This window comes from Serratia sp. BIGb0163 (assembly GCF_024809935.1).
Classification (GTDB): Bacteria; Pseudomonadota; Gammaproteobacteria; order Enterobacterales; family Enterobacteriaceae; genus Serratia; species Serratia quinivorans.
The window spans coordinates 140,623-159,355 of the sequence record NZ_JANUDZ010000009.1; the positions used below are offsets into that span (position 1 = coordinate 140,623).

Below are 18,733 nucleotides of genomic sequence, written 5' to 3' on the forward strand. Positions count from 1 at the left end.
TCTCTAAAGAAATTTCAATATGAAGGAATAAGTTATCTGTACTAACTAAATTCCTTTTTTATACGGTAAAAAGTCGCCCGACCGCAACCAACCAGCTTGATGATGTCATCATTGCTGTGGGTGCCTAGCCGGATATATCTGTGTATTTTCTCCCGCAGTTCATCATCCTTCTGGCGGCCCTTGAAAGCTCCCCGCTCCTTGGCTGCTGCAATGCCTTCATTCTGCCGCTGTCGGATAAAACTGCGTTCCAACTCTCCCACAGCACCCAGCATAGTAATCATAAACTTACTCGTCGGGCTATTATCAAACGTCATACTATTATCGATGAATGACACGCTGACTCCTTTCGCGGTGAACTCTTCCAGCAGTTCCAGCAAATCCTTTGTATTACGTGCCAAACGGTCTACGGACTTCACCCGCACAGTATCTCCGGCACGAACCATCCCACGGAGTTTAGCCAGCTCTGGCCGGTCGGTGTTCTTTCCACTTACCCTGTCCAGCAGTATCTCATCACAATCAACCAGCGCTAGTGTTTGCCGGTCGGGATTCTGATCTTTTGTTGATACACGTGCATACCCGAAGGTTTTACAGCTCATACATACCTCTCCCTAGTCTTTTATTAATGACCAGAATGATACTGTATCTTTTGAGTTATGCAATAGCGTATTTGAGACTAAACAGATACGTAGTCACGCAGTATCAGTAGGTAATACTCAAATGATACCTGCTTATGCGATGCTGCGATCTGTAAGGCATGCAGCGGCGTTACAAACGCTCGTCAATGTAATTGAGGCTTCTGAGGAAAAGGCCACAGGGATCGGTACAGGACGTTATAGGTATGAGGAATGGTTAGCCTACCCCTCCCCGCGTTCGGCACGCGTATAACAGACGGGTACGGGGGACTAGTGACCGTGGGTCGATGGAGGGAGGGGCTTCCATGAGTATAATAAAATTTAGTTGCACATAGAATGTTCCAATAAATTATCATACAATATTTCGATATATAATCAACGTCATACCACAGGTAAATCATATGGATAAGAGATATCAGGTTTTTGTAAGTTCTACCTTTACTGATTTGAAAGAAGAGCGCAGCAACGTAATTCAAACACTAATGGAAATGGACTGCATACCAGCAGGAATGGAACTATTCCCGGCAATTGATGAGGAACAATGGGAGTTTATAAAGAAAATCATTGACGACTGTGATTATTACCTACTTATTATTGGTGGTCGTTATGGTTCCGTAGCGGAAGATGGACTTAGCTATACAGAAAAAGAATTCGACTATGCTGTTTCGAAAGGTATAAAAATAGTTGTATTAACTCATGAAGATCGCTCAGCGCTACCAGTTGCCAAATCTGATATCAATGAGGAATTACGAAATAAGTTAGAGTTATTCATTGAGAAGGCTTCCACAGGCAGGCTCCGAAAAACATGGGCAACCGCAAAAGACCTCCCCGGATTAGTAGCTTTAAGCATGACAAAAACTATAAAAACTTATCCGGCAATAGGTTGGGTTCGCGCCAATAATTTAGGTAATGAGTCTGACCTGCGGGATATGATAAAACTACAGAAAGAATATGAGCATTTGAAAAATGAACTTCTCAATATTAAAAGTAACAAAAGAGAATCAGAAAGTCTAAACTTGGCTGATATTGAAAGCTCGTTCAACTTTGCATGTACATCACATTATGACGCTCAAAAATATAGCAAGGCAGGATATAGAGAGTGGGATGTAGAAATGTCATGGAAAGAGATTTTTTATGTTATATCCCCTTATTTATCTGAGTATATGGCAGAGAGTAAAGTATCTAATTTAATAGCAAAATCAGCGCAACAGAAAATCGGTAAGGGTGGAACCAACCCATCAGTAGTATCACAAGATTTGAAAACGATCGGTATCCAACTTCAAGCCTATGAATTAATTAGCATACAATCCCTTAAAACAACGACAGGAAATATGGCTCTATTTTGGATTCTTACTGACTCAGGAAAAAGTGAAATGCTCAGGATTAGAACGATCAAAAATCAAACACAAGTAAACTCGGGTGAATAAAACCATAAAGCCCCGGTTAGTGATACCTAAGCAGCGGAGCGTCAGCGACATCATCAGATTTTCATAGCACATCATCGTTATCAGGTCGCCCGTGCATCCTAAAGGAACCGTGGGCCAGCCGGAGATAGAGCCGGATCTTTCGCTACCGGTGCGTATCACTTGAGCCTGTTTATCCCTGTAAAGGGGCATCGGGGCTGAATGCTGCGATGTATTATGTTTTGGGAGAGTTTAGAGCCGCTGGCACGGCATGCTGTTCTTGTTAAGCTATCGCGGTAAGACAGTAGAACGACCGCCAGCGGTTTGATATGCTCCCAGAACCACACACCAAGCCACAACAGCGATGGGCAATTCCTTGTGATACCTTTGTAGGTACCTGAACATTCAACCACTTCTTAACTTGCTGATTTTTACCGAAAAGGTACTAACAGAAAGGATTGGAGCGGGTGAAGGGAATCGAACCCTCGTATGCAGCTTGGGAAGCTGCCGTTCTACCATTGAACTACACCCGCATCGGTGTGCGGCTGCCATTATAACCGGTTATCCCTGCCGGGCAAGCGGAGATAACGCGTAACTGCTGATGTTTTAAGCAGTTAGCGATAATAGGCTCTATCCTCACTCATGAGACGAAAAAAAACCGGCACAGAGACCTGCGCCGGTTGATATTCATTACTGCGAAGTTATTTCTGCGGGCGCATTGCCGGGAACAGAATCACGTCGCGAATGGTGTGGCTGTTAGTGAACAGCATCACCATACGGTCGATACCGATGCCCAGACCTGCGGTTGGTGGCAGGCCGTGCTCCAGCGCGGTGACGTAGTCTTCGTCGTAGAACATGGCTTCGTCATCACCTGCGTCTTTCGCATTAGCCTGGTCAGCAAAACGCTGCGCCTGGTCTTCTGCGTCATTCAGCTCGGAGAAGCCGTTGCCGATTTCACGGCCGCCGATGAAGAACTCAAAGCGGTCAGTGATTTCCGGGTTAACGTCGTTACGGCGCGCCAGCGGTGAAACTTCGGCCGGGTATTCAGTGATGAAAGTCGGCTGAATCAGATGGCTCTCCGCCACTTCTTCGAAGATCTCGGTCACTACGCGGCCCAGACCCCAGCTCTTCTCAACCTTGATGCCGATGGATTCAGCGATAGCCACCGCTTTGCCCATATCAGCCAGGTCAGCCAGATCGGTTTCCGGACGGTATTTTTTGATCGCCTCGGTCATGGTCAGCTTCACGAACGGCTTGCCGAAGTCGAACACTTCATCACCGTACTGCACCTGAGTATTACCCAGCACGTTCTGGGTCAGGGTGCGGAACAGCGACTCGGTCAGTTCGATCAGATCTTTGTAATCCGCGTAAGCCATATAGAGTTCCATCATGGTGAACTCTGGGTTATGACGCGGAGAAACGCCTTCGTTACGGAAGTTACGGTTGATTTCGAACACGCGCTCGAAGCCACCTACCACCAGACGCTTCAGGTACAGCTCTGGGGCAATACGCAGGTACATATCGATGTCCAGCGCATTGTGGTGAGTCACGAATGGACGAGCAGAAGCGCCACCCGGGATCACCTGCATCATAGGGGTTTCGACTTCCATGAAGCCGCGTTCCACCATGAAGTTACGCATCGCCGCCATGATCTGAGAACGCACCTGGAAGGTCTTGCGCGATTCGTCATTGGCAATCAGATCCAGGTAACGCTGACGATAGCGGGTTTCCTGATCGGCCAGGCCGTGGAACTTGTCCGGCAGCGGGCGCAGTGCCTTGGTCAACAGGCGCAGTTCGGTGCAGTGGATAGACAGTTCACCCGTCTTGGTTTTGAACAGCTTGCCGCGTGCGCCAAGGATGTCACCCAGGTCCCACTTCTTGAATTCTTCGTTGTAAACGCCTTCCGCCAGATCGTCGCGGGCGACGTACAACTGGATGCGGCCACCAACGTCTTGCAGCGTGACAAAGGATGCCTTGCCCATGATACGGCGGGTCATCATACGGCCGGCAACGGTGACTTCTACACCCAGTGCTTCCAGCTCTTCGTTGTCTTTATCGCCGTACGCAGCGTGCAGCTTGTCGGACGTGGTGTCGCGACGGAAATCATTCGGGAACGCAATGCCGTTCTCGCGCAGCGCAGCCAGTTTTTCACGGCGTGACTGCAACTCGTTATTGAGATCCAGCGCCTGTTCGGCGCCTTGTGGTTGTTGCTCAGACATTTCTGTTCCTTATAACCCGGCTTTCAAACTTGCCTCAATGAATTTATCCAGGTCGCCATCTAATACGGCCTGCGTGTTGCGCGTTTCAACGTTAGTGCGCAAATCCTTGATTCGGGCGTCATCCAGCACGTAAGAGCGGATTTGGCTGCCCCACCCGATATCGGACTTGTTGTCTTCCATCATCTGTTTATCAGCATTTTTCTTTTGCATCTCAAACTCGTACAGCTTGGCTCGCAGCTGTTTAAACGCTTGATCCTTGTTCTTATGCTGAGAACGGTCATTCTGACACTGCACTACGATGTTGGTCGGCAAGTGGGTAATACGCACCGCCGACTCAGTTTTGTTCACGTGCTGACCACCCGCACCCGAGGCGCGGTAAACGTCTATACGCAAATCCGCCGGGTTGATGTCGATATCGATATCGTCGTCCACTTCCGGGTAGATAAACACCGAACTGAACGAGGTATGACGACGGCCGCCGGAGTCGAACGGGCTCTTGCGCACCAGGCGATGTACGCCGGTTTCAGTACGCAACCAGCCGAACGCATAGTCACCGATGATCTTGATGGTGGCGGACTTCAACCCTGCCACGTCGCCGTCGGACTCTTCAATCACTTCGGTCTTGAAGCCTTTGGCCTCGGCCCAGCGCAGGTACATGCGCAGCAACATGCTGGCCCAGTCCTGTGCTTCGGTGCCGCCGGAACCCGCCTGGATGTCCAGGTAGCAATCAGCACTGTCGTATTCACCAGAGAACATACGACGGAATTCTAATTGCTCAAGCTTGGCAGACAGTTGATCAAGCTCAACGACGGCTTCGTTAAAGGTTTCTTCATCGTCGGCTTCAATCGCCAATTCCAGCAGGCCAGAGACGTCTTCGCCGCCCTGCTCCAGCTGATCGATGGTTTCAACGATGGCTTCAAGCGCTGCGCGCTCTTTACCCAGCGCCTGTGCGCGCTCGGGTTCGTTCCAAACGTCAGGTTGTTCCAGCTCTGCGTTAACTTCTTCTAGGCGTTCTTTCTTGGCATCATAGTCAAAGATACCCCCTAAGAACGGCAGTCCGCACGGACAGGTCCTGAATTCGGTTTTTTACCGGGTTAATTTCAAACATGTTTTTTGCGTTCTTTTACGTTGATGTCGTCGATGGCGAAATGCCATTGGAACCGGTAATTCTAGCGGATCCAGGCGTCAGTTTATAGCCGGTTGGTTAGTTTTTGTGGGGGAAGAAAACTTGCCGGGATTTGGCAGAGCAAACCCCGGGATAAAGCAACCACAAATCAACGCGGCCAGAGGTGCTGGATCAGTAACTGCACGTTACGGTTGCCACGGAACTCGTTGACGTCGAGCTTGTAGGCCAGCTCCACTTCGCGCACGCTGCTGTCGGGCCACAGGGTGGTATCGACATTGAACGCGATACCGTCCAGCAGCGGGCCGCCGCCAAGCGGTTCCACCATCAGTTTCAGGTGTTTCTCGCCCACCAGCCGCTGCTGCAGGATGCGGAATGTGCCATCGAAGGTCGGTTCCGGGAACGCCTGGCCCCAGGGGCCGCCCTCGCGCAACAGCTCCGCCGTTTCGAGCGAAAGTTCCTGCATCGCCAGTTCGCCGTCAGACCAAATCACCCCTTCCAGCATCGCCGGATCGAGCCATTCACCCACCAGATCGCCAAAGCGCTGGCGGAACTCGTCGAATTTGCTCTCTTCCAGCGACAGCCCGGCCGCCATGGCATGACCACCGAACTTCATCATCAACCCCGGATTCAGCGTATCCAACCGCTCCAGCGCATCACGCATGTGCAGACCGGCTATCGAACGGCCCGAACCTTTAAGAATGCCCTCACCGGCCGGTGCAAAGGCTATCACCGGGCGATGGAAGCGCTCCTTGATACGTGAGGCCAGAATCCCCACCACGCCCTGATGCCACTCCGGATGATACATCGCCAGCCCGTATGGCAAGGCGGTGCTGCTGCGCTCGAGTTCGTCGCACAGCTGCAGAGCTTCAACCTGCATGCCCTGTTCAATCTCACGCCGTGTCAGATTGAGCGCATCAAGATCGTTAGCCAACATACGCGCCTGCGCGATGTCATCACTCAACAACAAGGCCACGCCGATCGACATATCATCCAGCCGCCCGGCGGCGTTGAGCCGCGGCCCCAGCGCAAAGCCGAGATCGTTGGCCGCCAGCTGACGTGCATCACGATTAGCCACTTCCAGCAGCGCCCGGATGCCCGGCCGGCATTTACCGGCGCGGATGCGGTTCAGGCCCTGGTACACCAGAATGCGGTTGTTGGCGTCGAGTGGCACCACGTCCGCCACCGTACCGAGCGCGACCAGATCCAGCAGTTCCGCCAGGTTCGGCATCGCCAGCGCACGTTGTTCGAACCAGCCGCTGTCACGCAGCCGCGCACGCAGCGCCAGCATCAGATAAAAAGCCACACCGACGCCGGCCAGGGATTTGGAAGGGAACTCACAGCCGCGCAGGTTCGGGTTGACGATCGCTTCCGCCGCCGGCAGGGTTTCCCCCGGCAGGTGGTGGTCAGTCACCAGCACCTGCATGCCTTTGGCGTGGGCCACGTCCACTCCCGCATGGGAAGAGATGCCGTTATCCACCGTGAGGATCAATTCGGCACCGCGCGTCGCCGCCTGTTCGACCACTTCGGGACTCAGGCCGTAGCCGTCCTCAAAACGATTCGGCACCAGATAATCGACCGCACTGCCGCCCATGCTGCGCAGCGCCAACACCGTCAACGCAGTACTGGTGGCGCCATCAGCGTCGAAGTCCCCCACCACCATGATGCGGCGACTCGCCGCCAGCGCCTGTTGCAGAATGCCAACGGCGGTGTCAATGCCATCCAACTGCTGCCACGGCAGCATGCCTTTGACGCTGCGTTCCAATTCCTGCTCAGCCTGAACGCCGCGCAGCGCATATAAACGGCGCAACAGCGGGTGCAGGCTGGCTGGCAAATGGCTGTCGTCCGTCGCCGCACGGCGGCGTAGTTGTGTTTTGATGCTCACCGGCGATTAACCACCGGTTTTGGTTGCGGTCTGATGCGCGTCCAGCATGGCGGCCATCTCTTTTGGCCCCTGATACCCTGGGATCATCATGCCGTTTTCCAGAATGATCGCCGGGGTGCCCTGAATACCGAACTGCACGCCGAGCGCATAGTGTTTGCTGATATCGGTTTTACAGGTCGCCGGAGAAACCGCGTCGCCTTTCATGGCGGTATCGAAGGCCTTGGCCTTGTCGGCGGTACACCAGATTGACTGCATGTCTTTTTCGGCCTGGGAATTTAGCCCCTGACGCGGGAACGCCAGGTAACGGACGGTAATGCCCAGATCGTTATATTCTTTCATCTGCTGGTGCAGCTTGTGGCAATAGCCACAGGTGATGTCGGTGAACACGGTGATCACGTGTTTCTGCTTTGGCGCTTTGTAGACGATCATCTGATCTTTCAGCGCTTCCAGCTTGCCGGTCAGCAGTTGGTTGGTGACGTTAACCGGCTCTTTGCCACTCACGTCGTACAGCGGGCCTTGCAGAATGTGTTTGCCGTCTTCGGTCACGTACAGCACGCCGCTATCGGTCAATACGGTTTTCAGGCCGTTCACCGGTGAAGGCTGCACGTCCGCCTGCTGAATGCCCAGGCTGCCAAGTGCTTTTTGAATTGCCGCGTCGTCGGCATGGGCCGCGCCGGTCACTGAAGCCACCAGCATAGAGAGCAGCATTAAACCTTTCTTCATTCTTCCAATCCTTTTGAACCCGGCGTGTCAGGCACGCGGGTGGTGCTGTTGATGTAGCTGTTTAAGTCTTTCGGTCGCTACATGCGTGTAAATTTGTGTGGTCGAGAGGTCGCTATGCCCCAATAACATCTGTACGACACGGAGATCGGCCCCATGGTTCAGCAAATGGGTGGCAAACGCGTGGCGCAACACGTGCGGCGACAGCCTCTCGCTGTCAATGCCCGCTAGGATCGCATAGTGTTTGATGCGATGCCAGAATGTCTGTCGGGTCATTTGCTGGCTGCGGTTGCTGGGGAACAAGACGTCCAGCGCCTGGCCGTTGACCATCCACGGGCGGCCGTGCTCCAGATAATTTTCTATCCAGTACACCGCTTCTTCACCCAGCGGCACCAGTCGTTCCTTGTTGCCTTTACCTATCACCCGTACCACGCCCTGACGCAGGCTGACATCGCTGATGGTCAGCCCGACCAGTTCGGAGACGCGCAGCCCGGTAGCGTACAGCACTTCCAGCATCGCCTTGTCACGCAGCTCCAGCGGCTGATCGACACAGGGCGCCTTCAGCAGCGCATCGACCTGCGCTTCGCTCAAGTCTTTCGGCAGGCGCTGCGGCAACTTCGGCGAAGCCAGCAGTGCCGTGGGATCGTCGCTACGCATATTTTCGCGATACAGGTATTGGAACAGACGGCGCATGGCGCTCAGCAAACGTGCGGAGCTGGTCGCTTTATATCCTCCCTCCACCCGATCGGCGAGAAACGCCTGTAAATCCAGCGCCTGTGCCTGTAACAGCGAGGTATTTTTCTGATTCAGCCAGGCACCCAGCGCCTGCAAATCCAATCGGTAAGAGGCCAGCGTATTTTCTGCCAGATTACGTTCGAGCCACAGCGCATCCAGGAATTGCTCAATCAACGCACTCTCTTGCTGTTGCACGCGGTCCTCTCTTTGTTACGTTTATGCCACAGGCATTATGCCTTAAGCCGGGACAAATCGGGTATACTCGCTGCAATTCTACCTACGGCAATATAAACGGTTTACACATGAAGATTGGTCTGTTTTACGGCTCCAGCACCTGCTACACCGAGATGGCGGCAGAAAAAATCCGTGAGATTTTAGGTGAAGACCTGGTCGACCTGCACAACCTGAAAGACGTTTCCCCCAAGCTGATGGAAGAGTACTCCATCCTGATCCTCGGCATGCCAACCTGGGATTTCGGTGAGCTTCAGGAAGACTGGGAAGCGATTTGGCCACAGCTGACCACGCTGGATCTCCAGGGGAAAATTGTCGCCATGTATGGCATGGGCGATCAACTCGGCTATGGCGAATGGTTCCTCGATGCACTCGGCATGTTGCACGATCACATTGCCCCACTGGGCGTACAGTTTATTGGTTTCTGGCCGATCGACGGCTTCGAATTCACCAGCCCGAAACCGCTAAGCGCCGACGGCAAACACTTTGTTGGCCTGGCGCTCGATGATGTGAACCAATACGACATGAGCGAAGAACGTCTGCAACAGTGGTGCGAACAGATCCTGCTGGAGATGGAACCCCTGCTGTAATGCCCGTGGGCGCGGTAGCCGCGCCCAGTCCGATGCTTATTTCCACAACCGGAAGCGGCTCTCCTCCGCGCCGGTTGGCGTTTCTCCGTTCAAGCGCGCCGGATCGGCCACCTGATACCAGTCCAATTTACGCGTCAGCAGCATAATTCCCGCCAAAATAGCGAACAACAGCCCTGCCCCCAGCACCAACGCGTTATCTTCCGACTGCAGCAACAGATACAGCACGCCATACAACATCAACAGACTGGCCGCGAACAGCGCCCCCCGCAGCCTGCCACGCAGTACCGCGCTGAGGTAAAAGGCGATCAACCCACTGCAGGCGATGCTGGCCAGCAGATAAGCGGTGGCGAAGCCAAAATGCTCGGAGAATGCCAGCAGGATCAGGTAGAACAGCACCAGTGCCGTGCCGACCAGCAGGTACTGAATCGGGTGTACCCGCAGGCCGGTCAGGGTTTCGAACAGGAAGAACGCCATAAATGTCAGGCCGATAAACAGCACCGCATACTTCACCGCGCGTTCGGTCAGTTGATAGTGATCGACCGGTTCAATCAGGCTGGTGCTGAAGGTTGGCAACTTGTCTTCGCCAAGAATTTCGTCGTCGTAATGGAAAGCGCTGTTGATGTTGTTGGCAAACCAGGTGCTGCGCCAGCGGGCACTGAAGCCTTTTTCCGTCACCTTGCGTTCGTCCGGCAAGAAGTTACCGAGGAAATTCGGGTGTGGCCAATTACTCTGCAACGTCAATTCGCTGCTACGCCCGAGCGGTACCAGTGACAGGCTGCTGGTGCCGGCCAGCGTCAGGGTGAACTCGGCATCCAGCCCCGCTTTTTGCAATGCGGGCAGCGTCAGCGGTGCATGAATACCCTGAGGTAACACGTTTACCTGGGTACCCGGTTCAAACACCGTTTGAGACTCTGCGCTGCTAAGCGGCGAGATGCTCTTGATGCCGCGTGAATCGCTCAGCGAAACCAGCAGGAACGGCTGGCCAATCACGACATTGCTGCGTTGCAGGTCTGTCACATCCGGCTGGCCAAACTTCACCTTAAACTGCAACGGTCCCTGATAGACCTGAGTCTGGTAAATGCCCAGCTTGCGCACCTCCACGTTCGGCTTGCCGCTGACCTGCAACGTCTCGGGCAGCAGATAGCGATGATGCCGAACTATCTGCACCACCTTCTGCCCCTTGTCATCCGTCTTCTCCTCCCGCTCGCTGTAAGGGATGACGATCAGCGGCCCCAAAATGCGCTGCGCCCGGCTGGTGCTTTCACTGACCTGCCCAACCACGCTCTGGCGGTAGCCGCTGCGCTCATCAATCACATTCATTAACATCGTTACCGGGATAATCATTAAAATCATTAGTCCCAGCAGAGTGGTTATTTTCCAAAACAGTATCGATTTCATCATCGCCGCGCTCCATGTAGGTAATGGAGTCACGATAATGCCCTCGGGTGAAAGCAGAATGTGGTTATGTGAAGGGACGGTGAAGTCAGAGCGATAAGGTGAAAATAGCGGTCACGCCGTGCGGCTGACGGTTGCTCAACTGGATACTGCCACGGTGCAAGCGCGCCACTTCCTGCACAAAATTCAGCCCCAGACCGCTGCTTTTCGGCTTATCCGATCGGGCCAGAGAATAGAAACGCTCGAACACTTTATCCAGTGCATAATCCGGAATGCCGCTGCCGTCGTCACTAACGGTGACCTGATAGTGGCCCTCATGGCGCTCACCGCGCACCTTGATGCTGCCGCCAACCGGGGTGAAGTCCAGTGCGTTGTCCAGCAGGTTGGTCAGCGCCTGGCTAATCAGCAGTCCATCGCCGTTCAGGGTAATATCTTCCACTCCTTCAACCTGTAGCAAAACGCTACGCCGCGCTGCCTGCGCCTCTTTGCCTGCCACAGCCTGACGCACCAGCGTCGCCATTGCCAGTGGCACAAGTTCCAGGACCGGCCGGCTCTCCAGCCGCGCCTGCACCAGCAATTTATCCACCAGTTGCTGAATGCGCGCACTCTGCTGTTCGATATTGGTCAGAAAACGCTGGGCGGTGGCCGGAGGTGGCTGTTCCTGCAACAGCTCGGCCGCACCGCGGATCGCCGCCAACGGGCTTTTCAGTTCGTGGGTCAGGGTATGTACATACTGTTCGATGTAAGCCTTGCCCTCCAGCTTCACCCGCATGCTGTCCAGCGCCTGCGCCAACTGGGTCAATTCGTGGCCGCCCATCTTCGGCAACGGCACACTTTTTCCCTGCGCCACGCCGTCGGCGTAGTACACCAGCCGCCCAATCGAGCGGTTGATCCACCAGACAAAGCCCAGGCCAATCAGCAAGGCAATGCCCAACAGCAGCGCACCGGCCCACAGAATACGGCGTTCGCTGCGCTTGATTACCGGTACCATGGTGCTGTTAGGTTTACCGACGCTCAGCACACCGATAATTTTCCCCTGCTCCATGACCGGCGCGGCAACATACATCACCGAGCTGTTTTCATCCTGCGGATCGCTGCGCGTGCTGCGTGCGCCGTACTGGCCAAGCAGCGTCAGATAAACGTCATTCCAGCGTGAGTAGTCCTGGCCGAGCGCCTTGCCGCTGGAATCAAAAATGACCTTGCCGTTTTGATCGGTAAGATAAACGTGATATTCGCTGCGATCCTTGCGGATGCCGGCAATATTGGCGCCAATGGGGCGTTGATTGAGTTGAGAGAACGCCTGCGCCAGTTGCCCGTGCGCTACGTCGGCGCGCTGCATGTCCAGACGTGCAATCTGCGCCAGCAGGTTGGCAGTGTCCACCAGTGTGCCTTCGGTAGCGCGCCGCACGCCGGGTTTCACTTCCTGCACGAAAATGCTCAGTACGAAATAGCCCGCCACCGCCACAATCAGGAAGTACCCCAACAGCAGGCGTAGGCCTATTCTCATGGCTGGCGGCTCACGCTGTAGCCGAGGCCGCGATGAGTGTGGATCGGCGGTTCAGCGGGATCGATGGCGCGCAGCTTGGCACGCAGCGTTTTGATATGGGTGTCGACGGTGCGATCCAGGCTTTCTTCGGCCAGCGCCCAGACGCTTTCCATCAGTTGCTGGCGTGAAAATACCCGGCCGGGCGCCAGCAACAGCGTTTTCAACAGCAAAAATTCGTAACGGGTCAGCAGCAGCGGCTGCTGATGGTAATGGATGGCCGCGGCCTGTTCGTCCAGGCTGAAAGGGCCGAATTGATACAGAGCCGGCTGCTGCAGGCGCTGCTGTTTTTGCAAACGGCGCAGAATAGTGCGCACCCGGGCGCTGACTTCTCGCGGGGAAAAGGGTTTGGCGACGTAATCATCGGCACCGATTTCCAACCCTATCAGGCGATCAAGCTCATCGCTGCGGGCGGTGAGAAATAAAATAGGCAAATCCGCCGACTGCGATAACAACCGGCGGCAGAGTTCAAAACCATTGATGTCCGGCAGACCAACATCGAGGATCGCCAGCGCAGGTGCCCCTTGCGCCAACGCCTGTAATGCCGGTTCACCGCGTTCGAACCAGCGCACCTGAAAGCCTTCGCTTTCCAGGGTATAAATCAGCGTATCGGCAATGCTGGGTTCATCTTCCACCAGCCAGAGCGTCGGCTTCATCAGGGCTCCTCGTCATCACTGGCGGGCGGATACAGCAACCGTTGGCGCAACTGCCGCCAGTCGGCTTTAGCCATGGAGTCGGAAGCCAGCCACAGCCGACGGCGCTTTTTGCCTCCCACCGGCTGTAAGGTCAACAGAATGCCGTAACGTGGCATCCAGGGCTGCTTTAGCAGTTGCCACTCCTGCCCATGCCAACCCAGGCGTTGGTTCTCCAGCAGGCGCAGCTCACCCTGCCGCGACGCAATACGCTTTTGGCTGCGAATGCACTCAAACACCACCAGCGTCAGTAGCACCAGCCAGATCGGGCCATAGCCTTCCGGCCAGGGCGAAATCAGGATCAGCAGGATCAATACGCCATGTGTCAGCAGCGAAAATAACTGGGTGCGCCAGGAAATACGGACGTCACATCGCCACTGGGCCACGGTCTTTATTTCGCGTCTGGATCAGTGTCACCATTCTCTGCAGTTCACTGTCCTGCGGAGCGCCATGATTCATCAGCCAATTGAAGAGATCGGGATCGTCAGACTCCAGCAGACGGATAAACAGCGCTTTGTCTGTATCGTTCAACAGGTCATATTCATACTCGAAGAAGGGCATGATGGAGATGTCCAGCTCACGCATACCGCGGCGACAAGCCCAGTGGATACGTGCTTTGTTATTAATATCCATGTTGTTATGACTAACCTCTTTTCAGCGTGGCAACGCCATCGCAGGGTTCAACTGACACACTGTATGGCAACACCGGCGCGATATAATTCCATCAGCCAAAGATCTGTCTGCAAGGGTTACCCTTGGCCGCAAGCCTATAGAGTAACAATTTGACATACTCGCCGGGAAGAACGTTCTCGGTGTAAAGCGTAATAAAGCGCTAAATGTCAAAAAAAGCGCTGTCTGCGAGGCAAGCGTGAATAACAGTTTGCAAAGGCCGCCACCTCTTTTACCATGGGGCCAACACACCTTCAGGTAAGCTAAACGTTAAGCAGGATCTTACTATGGCGTATAAAATTCCATTTCCACCCCGTCAGCCTTCCGCTTCCTCCCATCTGCCCCTGACCCTGATCTCTCTGGAAGATTGGGCGCTGGTGACATTGAACGGGCCGGACCGGGTGAAATACCTTCAGGGCCAGGTAACCGCCGATATCGAAGCGCTGCCGGCCGATAGCCACGTGTTGTGCGGCCACTGTGATGCCAAAGGCAAAATGTGGAGCAACCTGCGTTTATTCCATCGCGGTGAAGGCTTTGCCTATCTGGAACGCCGCAGCGTGCTGGACAGCCAACTGGCTGAAATCAAAAAGTACGCGGTATTTTCCAAACTCACCATTGCCGCCGACAGCGAAGCAGTGTTGCTGGGCGTAGCCGGTTTTCAGGCACGCGCGGCGCTGGCGGGCGTTTTCAACAGCCTGCCGGATGCCGAACATCAGGTCGTGCAGGACGGTGAAACTACCCTGTTGCACTTCTCACTCCCGGCAGAACGTTTTCTATTGGTCACCACCGCCGCCGTTGCCGAACAGCTGGTCGACAAACTGCACGAGCAGGCCGAACTGAACGACAGTCAGCAGTGGCTGACGCTGGATATCGAAGCCGGCTACCCGGTGATTGACGCCGCCAACAGCGGGCAGTTGATCCCACAGGCCACCAACCTGCAGGCGCTGGATGGCATCAGCTTCAGCAAGGGCTGCTACACCGGTCAGGAAATGGTGGCGCGCGCCAAGTTCCGCGGGGCCAACAAACGGGCATTGTACTGGCTGGAAGGCAAGGCTGGGCGAGTGCCGCAGGCCGCTGAAGACGTGGAATTGCAGTTGGGTGAAAACTGGCGCCGTACCGGTACGGTGCTGAGCGCTGCCAGATTGGCCGACGGCACGCTGTGGGTACAAGTGGTGCTGAATAACGATCTGGACGCCGACAGCAAGCTGCGGGTTCGCGACGATGCCACCAGTCAACTGGCCATCAAGCCGCTGCCATACTCACTGGCGGAAGAGAAATAAAGAAGGGAGCAGTCAGAGCTTCCTGGTCTGTCTGCAATAGATTTCGCACTGCAGCCAACAACGCTGCAGTGCGAAAGATATCAGCGGGTCTCAGACGTACAGATAAATCGCCATAAAGTGGCACAGGCTGCCACCGAGCACGAAACCATGCCAAATGGCGTGGCCGAAGCGGAAACGCTTCGATGCATAGAAGATCACGCCCAGGGTATAAACCACGCCACCGACCGCCAGCAGCGTCACACCGCCCAGCGCCAAACGAGTTGCCAACTGATAAATCACGATCAGCGACAGCCAACCCATGGTCAGATAGGTCACCAGCGAGAGCGCTTCAAACCGGTGTGCGAACGCCAGTTTGAACAACACGCCCAGCAGCGCCAAACCCCAAATTACCGCCATCAACCCCTTTGCCAACGGTGAATTCAGCCCCACCAACAGAAACGGCGTGTAGGTACCGGCAATCAAAAGATAAATGGCGCAGTGGTCAAATTTTTTCAGCCAGTGCTTGGCTTTCTGGTGGGGAATGGCATGGTACAGCGTGGAGGCCAGGAACAGCAGGATCATGCTGCCGCCATAAAGACTGTAGCTGGCGATGGCCGTTACGTCAGCGCCGGTGTCTACCGCCTGAACCAACAACAGTACCAGGCCGACAATACCAAAAACCAACCCTATACCGTGACTGATGCTGTTAGCGATTTCTTCCGCCCACGGATAGGCCGTGGCGGCCATTTTTTCAGTACCGGCTTTCACTACGCCCGTTTTTCCCATTGCACACAACCCCTCAAAACAGCCAACATTGTTCGAAATTACCGCAAGGCAGCTTAACTGAGAATAATTTCAGTGTACACGTGTACGCTAAAATAAAACTGTGTGCGCGTGTAACCATCGAAATCCCTCGCCCGCTGGTCTACAATCGTTCGGCTTCAACCCATCTACCATGAGGTTTACACCATGTCATCCGCTGTACCCGCGTTAGATTTCGGCTCCATGACCCAGGTCATCCAGTTCCTGATGGAAATCGACAAGTTGAAAAGCGTGCAACGCCGCACCAAAGTGCTGGGCACCCAACGCCAGGAAAATTCCGCCGAACATAGCTGGCACTTTGCTATTGCTGCCATGAGCCTGGCCCCTTACGCCAGTGAAGGCGTAGATATCCAACGCGTGATCCAGATGGCGCTGCTGCATGACATCGTTGAGATCGATGCCGGTGACGTGCTGGTCTACGATCTGGCGGCACGCGCAGCGATCCATGATGTGGAAGTGGCGGCGGCACGCCGGTTGTTCGGTATGCTGCCGGACACTCAGCGCGAGTATTTCACCGCTTTATGGCAGGAATATGAAGATGGCGAGAGCGCCGACGCGCGCTTTGCGCTGGTGCTGGATCGCACCATGCCGATGCTGATGAACCTGCACAACCAGGGCCAAAGCTGGGTAGAGAACGGTATCAGCCTGGAGCAGGTATTGGCGCGTAACACTACCATCGCCGATGTTCACCCGGAGTTGTGGAAGTACCTGCTGCAACACCTGCAGGACGCACAACGCAAAGGCTGGCTGAAGTAACAGCGTTGCTATTGTGACAGGCCGGGTGATCCCTTCACCCGGCACGCCTTTCATAACGGCTTGTGTGCCGTTTCCTTCGCGGCAATCACTGCCCACAGTGTGATTAGCAGTGCCAGCACCACATAGGCCGAAATAGCCAGCGTGCTGTCGTAAGACTTGAACAATGAGGCGATGATCAGCGGCGCAAAGCCACCGCCGATAATACCTGCCAACGTATAAGCCAACGACGACCCCGCATAACGCACCCGGGTTGGGAATTGTTCGGTGATAAAGGCCGCCTGCGGACCATACATTGCCGCATGGATCAACAGACCCACTACCACCGCCAGGCAGATCAGCACCGGCTGGCTGCTGTCGAGCAGCATAAAGAACACAAATGCCCAAACCATCGCCGCCAAAGCCCCACCGATATACACCGGCCGACGGCCAAAACGATCGGACAGTGCGCCGAACATCGGCACGGTAATCGCGTTACCGATCGCCCCCAACATGGTGGCAGCCAACGCCACCGGGCGCGGCAGGTTCAATACCGTAGTGACGTAGGTTAGGGTAAAAACCACCACCAACGCATACAGCACGTCGGAACCAATACGCGAACCCCCGGCGATCAACAGCGGACGCCGATGCTGGGTGAAAACTTCGCGGATTGGTGAATGGGTAACATCCTTCGATGCCTCCAGTTTCAGAAACGCCGGCGTTTCCCCCACGCCACGGCGTAGCCACAGGCCAAACACCACCAGTACCAGGCTAAGCAGGAAGGGAATACGCCAGCCCCACTGCTGGAAATCCTCCGCCGTCATCGCCACCGTCACCAGCGTGATAAGCCCGGTGCCGATCAGCGTTCCGCAGGAAGGGCCAACCTGAGCAAAGGAGGCGTTGCGTCCTCGCTGATGAGGCTTGCCGTGCTCCATCGACAGCAATACCGCCCCCGCCCATTCGCCCCCCAGCGCAATTCCCTGAATAAAGCGCAGCGTCACCAACAGCAGCGGGCTCCAAATCCCCCAACTGGCATAACCGGGTAGCAGCCCCATCAGCGCGGTTGTCACACCCATGATCACCAGCGTGGTCACCAATACAAAACGCCGTCCCAGCACGTCACCCAGATGACCAAAGACGATACCGCCAATCGGCCGCGAAACATAACCCACCGCGTAGGTGGAAAACGCCAAAATGGTGCCCACCAGCGGATCGAAAGAGGGGAAAAATACGTGGTTGAAAATCAGCGCCGCCATGATGTTGTAGACGGTGAAGTCATACCATTCCAGCGCGGTGCCAATCGAACTGGCCGCCGCCAGCTTGCCGGTGTTTGGCGGATGGGCGGTAGCCTCGGCAGTGGAGGCTTCCGCGATTGACGGCTGTGTGGTTGAAGTGCTCATGATGAAAGCTCCTGTGTGGTCAGTTGCCAGCCAAGGGCATAATGCAGGGCATCGGTGGCGGGGATTTTCAGTTGGCTACAGGCCAACTCACTCAGCCGCTGTCCGGCTTCGGCGCTGCTGCTTTCGATCAGCATCATCGGCAGTAACCGGCGGTTCTCCCGCGACTCTTTCGGCAACGGGGAACTTAGCTCAGCGTCCGGCGACAGCAGGCTACTGCGCACAAAACCGGACAGTTCGGCCAGTTGGCTCCCCAAATGCTTGATGCAGGCCTTCAGCACTTGCGGCTGCGCCGGTTCGAGGGTAACGATAGTCAAATGGCTACCGCAGCCCTGACCGGTAACCGCCTCCACCGCGCAGACACGACGCATCGGGTTGCGCATTTTATCGAGACTGGCGACCGACCAGGGGGTCTGTTCGGTAAACGCAGCGCGGTAGGCCGCCGAGGTAAAGCTGGCCAGGGATTCGGTTTTATACAGTCCGAGGTATTTGCGTCCGCCCTGCAGCACCTGATAGCGCGTACCCGACAAGAAACCGGGCACCCGCACTCGCTCTTCCACGTGCTCGCGGTCGTACCACTTATTGAAATCCGCCTCGTCCTGCGCGGCGACATCTGTTGCGACAAACAGCATTCCGTTTGGGGAACCGGTCATGGGTACTCTCCTGTTAGTTCAAAGTAAGGCGGG

At 55.2% G+C, this 18,733-nt stretch carries 18 protein-coding genes and 1 tRNA gene; 4 read left to right on the forward strand and 15 right to left on the reverse strand.

The genetic code is table 11. From position 1 onward, the window contains the following. Window positions 1–41: 41 nt before the first annotated feature. Window positions 42–596: a recombinase family protein gene (locus tag M2406_RS23550; protein WP_151415949.1), complete on the reverse strand. Its 555-nt coding sequence runs from the start codon at window positions 594–596 to the stop codon at window positions 42–44. Window positions 597–1,033: 437 nt separating this feature from the next. On the opposite strand from M2406_RS23550, the gene M2406_RS23555 reads away from it, so the two are divergent. Continuing rightward, on the forward strand, window positions 1,034–2,059 hold the full coding sequence (locus M2406_RS23555) for a DUF4062 domain-containing protein (RefSeq protein ID WP_259191602.1): 1,026 nt from the start codon (window positions 1,034–1,036) through the stop codon (window positions 2,057–2,059). 435 nt (window positions 2,060–2,494) lie between these two features. Here the strand turns inward: M2406_RS23555 and M2406_RS23560 are convergent. The 6 genes from M2406_RS23560 to xerD all read right to left on the reverse strand — a co-directional run bounded on the left by M2406_RS23560 (window position 2,495) and on the right by xerD (window position 8,912). Further along, window positions 2,495–2,568, reverse strand: a tRNA-Gly gene (locus M2406_RS23560). A gap of 168 nt (window positions 2,569–2,736) precedes the next feature. Beyond that, window positions 2,737–4,254: a lysine--tRNA ligase gene (lysS, locus tag M2406_RS23565; RefSeq protein ID WP_012146591.1), complete on the reverse strand. Its 1,518-nt coding sequence runs from the start codon at window positions 4,252–4,254 to the stop codon at window positions 2,737–2,739. A 9-nt stretch (window positions 4,255–4,263) separates the two neighbouring features. Further along, a protein-coding gene (gene prfB / locus M2406_RS23570; protein WP_112363199.1) for a peptide chain release factor 2 occupies window positions 4,264–5,362 on the reverse strand; the annotation gives its coding sequence in 2 pieces (ribosomal slippage) (window positions 4,264–5,286 and window positions 5,288–5,362; 1,098 coding nt in all). Window positions 5,363–5,528: 166 nt separating this feature from the next. Then, entirely contained in the window at window positions 5,529–7,262 is a 1,734-nt protein-coding gene (gene recJ, locus M2406_RS23575; protein WP_012146592.1) for a single-stranded-DNA-specific exonuclease RecJ, read from the reverse strand. A 6-nt stretch (window positions 7,263–7,268) separates the two neighbouring features. Then, window positions 7,269–7,985: a bifunctional protein-disulfide isomerase/oxidoreductase DsbC gene (dsbC, locus tag M2406_RS23580; protein ID WP_012146593.1), complete on the reverse strand. Its 717-nt coding sequence runs from the start codon at window positions 7,983–7,985 to the stop codon at window positions 7,269–7,271. A gap of 27 nt (window positions 7,986–8,012) precedes the next feature. Continuing rightward, window positions 8,013–8,912: a site-specific tyrosine recombinase XerD gene (gene xerD, locus M2406_RS23585; protein ID WP_112363198.1), complete on the reverse strand. Its 900-nt coding sequence runs from the start codon at window positions 8,910–8,912 to the stop codon at window positions 8,013–8,015. Between the two features lie 107 nt (window positions 8,913–9,019). On the opposite strand from xerD, the gene fldB reads away from it, so the two are divergent. Continuing rightward, complete coding sequence (fldB, locus tag M2406_RS23590; RefSeq protein ID WP_017893855.1) at window positions 9,020–9,538, forward strand: flavodoxin FldB; 519 nt, start codon at window positions 9,020–9,022, stop codon at window positions 9,536–9,538. A gap of 36 nt (window positions 9,539–9,574) precedes the next feature. On the opposite strand, the gene creD is transcribed toward fldB, so the two are convergent. The 5 genes from creD to sdhE all read right to left on the reverse strand — a co-directional run bounded on the left by creD (window position 9,575) and on the right by sdhE (window position 13,801). Continuing rightward, window positions 9,575–10,939, reverse strand: a complete 1,365-nt coding sequence (gene creD / locus M2406_RS23595; RefSeq protein WP_012146596.1) for a cell envelope integrity protein CreD — start codon at window positions 10,937–10,939, stop codon at window positions 9,575–9,577. Between the two features lie 82 nt (window positions 10,940–11,021). Continuing rightward, a complete protein-coding gene (gene creC, locus M2406_RS23600; RefSeq protein WP_259191603.1) occupies window positions 11,022–12,440 on the reverse strand; it encodes a two-component system sensor histidine kinase CreC in 1,419 nt (472 codons plus the stop codon). After that, a complete protein-coding gene (gene creB, locus M2406_RS23605) occupies window positions 12,437–13,132 on the reverse strand; it encodes a two-component system response regulator CreB (protein WP_012146598.1) in 696 nt (231 codons plus the stop codon). Before creB ends, creC begins: the two co-directional genes overlap by 4 nt. Then, the gene (locus tag M2406_RS23610) at window positions 13,132–13,554 is read right to left on the reverse strand and encodes a protein YgfX (RefSeq protein ID WP_012146599.1); all 423 of its coding nucleotides are present in this window, start codon (window positions 13,552–13,554) and stop codon (window positions 13,132–13,134) included. The genes creB and M2406_RS23610 overlap by 1 nt, the downstream gene beginning before the upstream one ends. Next, the gene (sdhE, locus tag M2406_RS23615; RefSeq protein WP_012146600.1) at window positions 13,535–13,801 is read right to left on the reverse strand and encodes an FAD assembly factor SdhE; all 267 of its coding nucleotides are present in this window, start codon (window positions 13,799–13,801) and stop codon (window positions 13,535–13,537) included. Before sdhE ends, M2406_RS23610 begins: the two co-directional genes overlap by 20 nt. A 323-nt stretch (window positions 13,802–14,124) precedes the next feature. Here sdhE and ygfZ point away from each other — a divergent pair, with 323 nt between their 5' ends. Beyond that, the gene (gene ygfZ, locus M2406_RS23620; RefSeq protein WP_112363194.1) at window positions 14,125–15,117 is read left to right on the forward strand and encodes a tRNA-modifying protein YgfZ; all 993 of its coding nucleotides are present in this window, start codon (window positions 14,125–14,127) and stop codon (window positions 15,115–15,117) included. A 90-nt stretch (window positions 15,118–15,207) separates the two neighbouring features. Here the strand turns inward: ygfZ and M2406_RS23625 are convergent, their stop codons facing one another. Next, window positions 15,208–15,882 carry a hemolysin III family protein gene (locus M2406_RS23625; protein ID WP_012146602.1) on the reverse strand — a complete coding sequence of 225 codons (675 nt, stop codon included), beginning with the start codon at window positions 15,880–15,882 and terminating at the stop codon, window positions 15,208–15,210. A gap of 183 nt (window positions 15,883–16,065) precedes the next feature. Between M2406_RS23625 and M2406_RS23630 the strand changes: the two genes are divergently transcribed. Further along, complete coding sequence (locus tag M2406_RS23630) at window positions 16,066–16,674, forward strand: HD family hydrolase (RefSeq protein ID WP_012146603.1); 609 nt, start codon at window positions 16,066–16,068, stop codon at window positions 16,672–16,674. Between the two features lie 50 nt (window positions 16,675–16,724). On the opposite strand, the gene M2406_RS23635 is transcribed toward M2406_RS23630, so the two are convergent. Continuing rightward, complete coding sequence (locus tag M2406_RS23635; protein ID WP_017893860.1) at window positions 16,725–18,050, reverse strand: MFS transporter; 1,326 nt, start codon at window positions 18,048–18,050, stop codon at window positions 16,725–16,727. Then, entirely contained in the window at window positions 18,047–18,700 is a 654-nt protein-coding gene (locus tag M2406_RS23640; protein WP_259191606.1) for a DUF4286 family protein, read from the reverse strand. The genes M2406_RS23635 and M2406_RS23640 overlap by 4 nt, the downstream gene beginning before the upstream one ends. Window positions 18,701–18,733 lie beyond the last annotated feature (33 nt).

Coding starts and splice junctions, on each gene's coding strand:
- ygfZ (WP_112363194.1), top strand. CDS start 14,125: ATGGCGTATAAAATTCCATTTCCACCCCGTCAGCCTTCCGCTTCCTCC.
- M2406_RS23630 (WP_012146603.1), top strand. CDS start 16,066: ATGTCATCCGCTGTACCCGCGTTAGATTTCGGCTCCATGACCCAGGTC.
- M2406_RS23555 (WP_259191602.1), top strand. CDS start 1,034: ATGGATAAGAGATATCAGGTTTTTGTAAGTTCTACCTTTACTGATTTG.
- creC (WP_259191603.1), bottom strand. CDS start 12,440: ATGAGAATAGGCCTACGCCTGCTGTTGGGGTACTTCCTGATTGTGGCG.
- dsbC (WP_012146593.1), bottom strand. CDS start 7,985: ATGAAGAAAGGTTTAATGCTGCTCTCTATGCTGGTGGCTTCAGTGACC.
- M2406_RS23640 (WP_259191606.1), bottom strand. CDS start 18,700: ATGACCGGTTCCCCAAACGGAATGCTGTTTGTCGCAACAGATGTCGCC.
- fldB (WP_017893855.1), top strand. CDS start 9,020: ATGAAGATTGGTCTGTTTTACGGCTCCAGCACCTGCTACACCGAGATG.
- M2406_RS23635 (WP_017893860.1), bottom strand. CDS start 18,050: ATGAGCACTTCAACCACACAGCCGTCAATCGCGGAAGCCTCCACTGCC.
- M2406_RS23550 (WP_151415949.1), bottom strand. CDS start 596: ATGAGCTGTAAAACCTTCGGGTATGCACGTGTATCAACAAAAGATCAG.
- M2406_RS23625 (WP_012146602.1), bottom strand. CDS start 15,882: ATGGGAAAAACGGGCGTAGTGAAAGCCGGTACTGAAAAAATGGCCGCC.
- creB (WP_012146598.1), bottom strand. CDS start 13,132: ATGAAGCCGACGCTCTGGCTGGTGGAAGATGAACCCAGCATTGCCGAT.
- lysS (WP_012146591.1), bottom strand. CDS start 4,254: ATGTCTGAGCAACAACCACAAGGCGCCGAACAGGCGCTGGATCTCAAT.
- creD (WP_012146596.1), bottom strand. CDS start 10,939: ATGATGAAATCGATACTGTTTTGGAAAATAACCACTCTGCTGGGACTA.
- sdhE (WP_012146600.1), bottom strand. CDS start 13,801: ATGGATATTAATAACAAAGCACGTATCCACTGGGCTTGTCGCCGCGGT.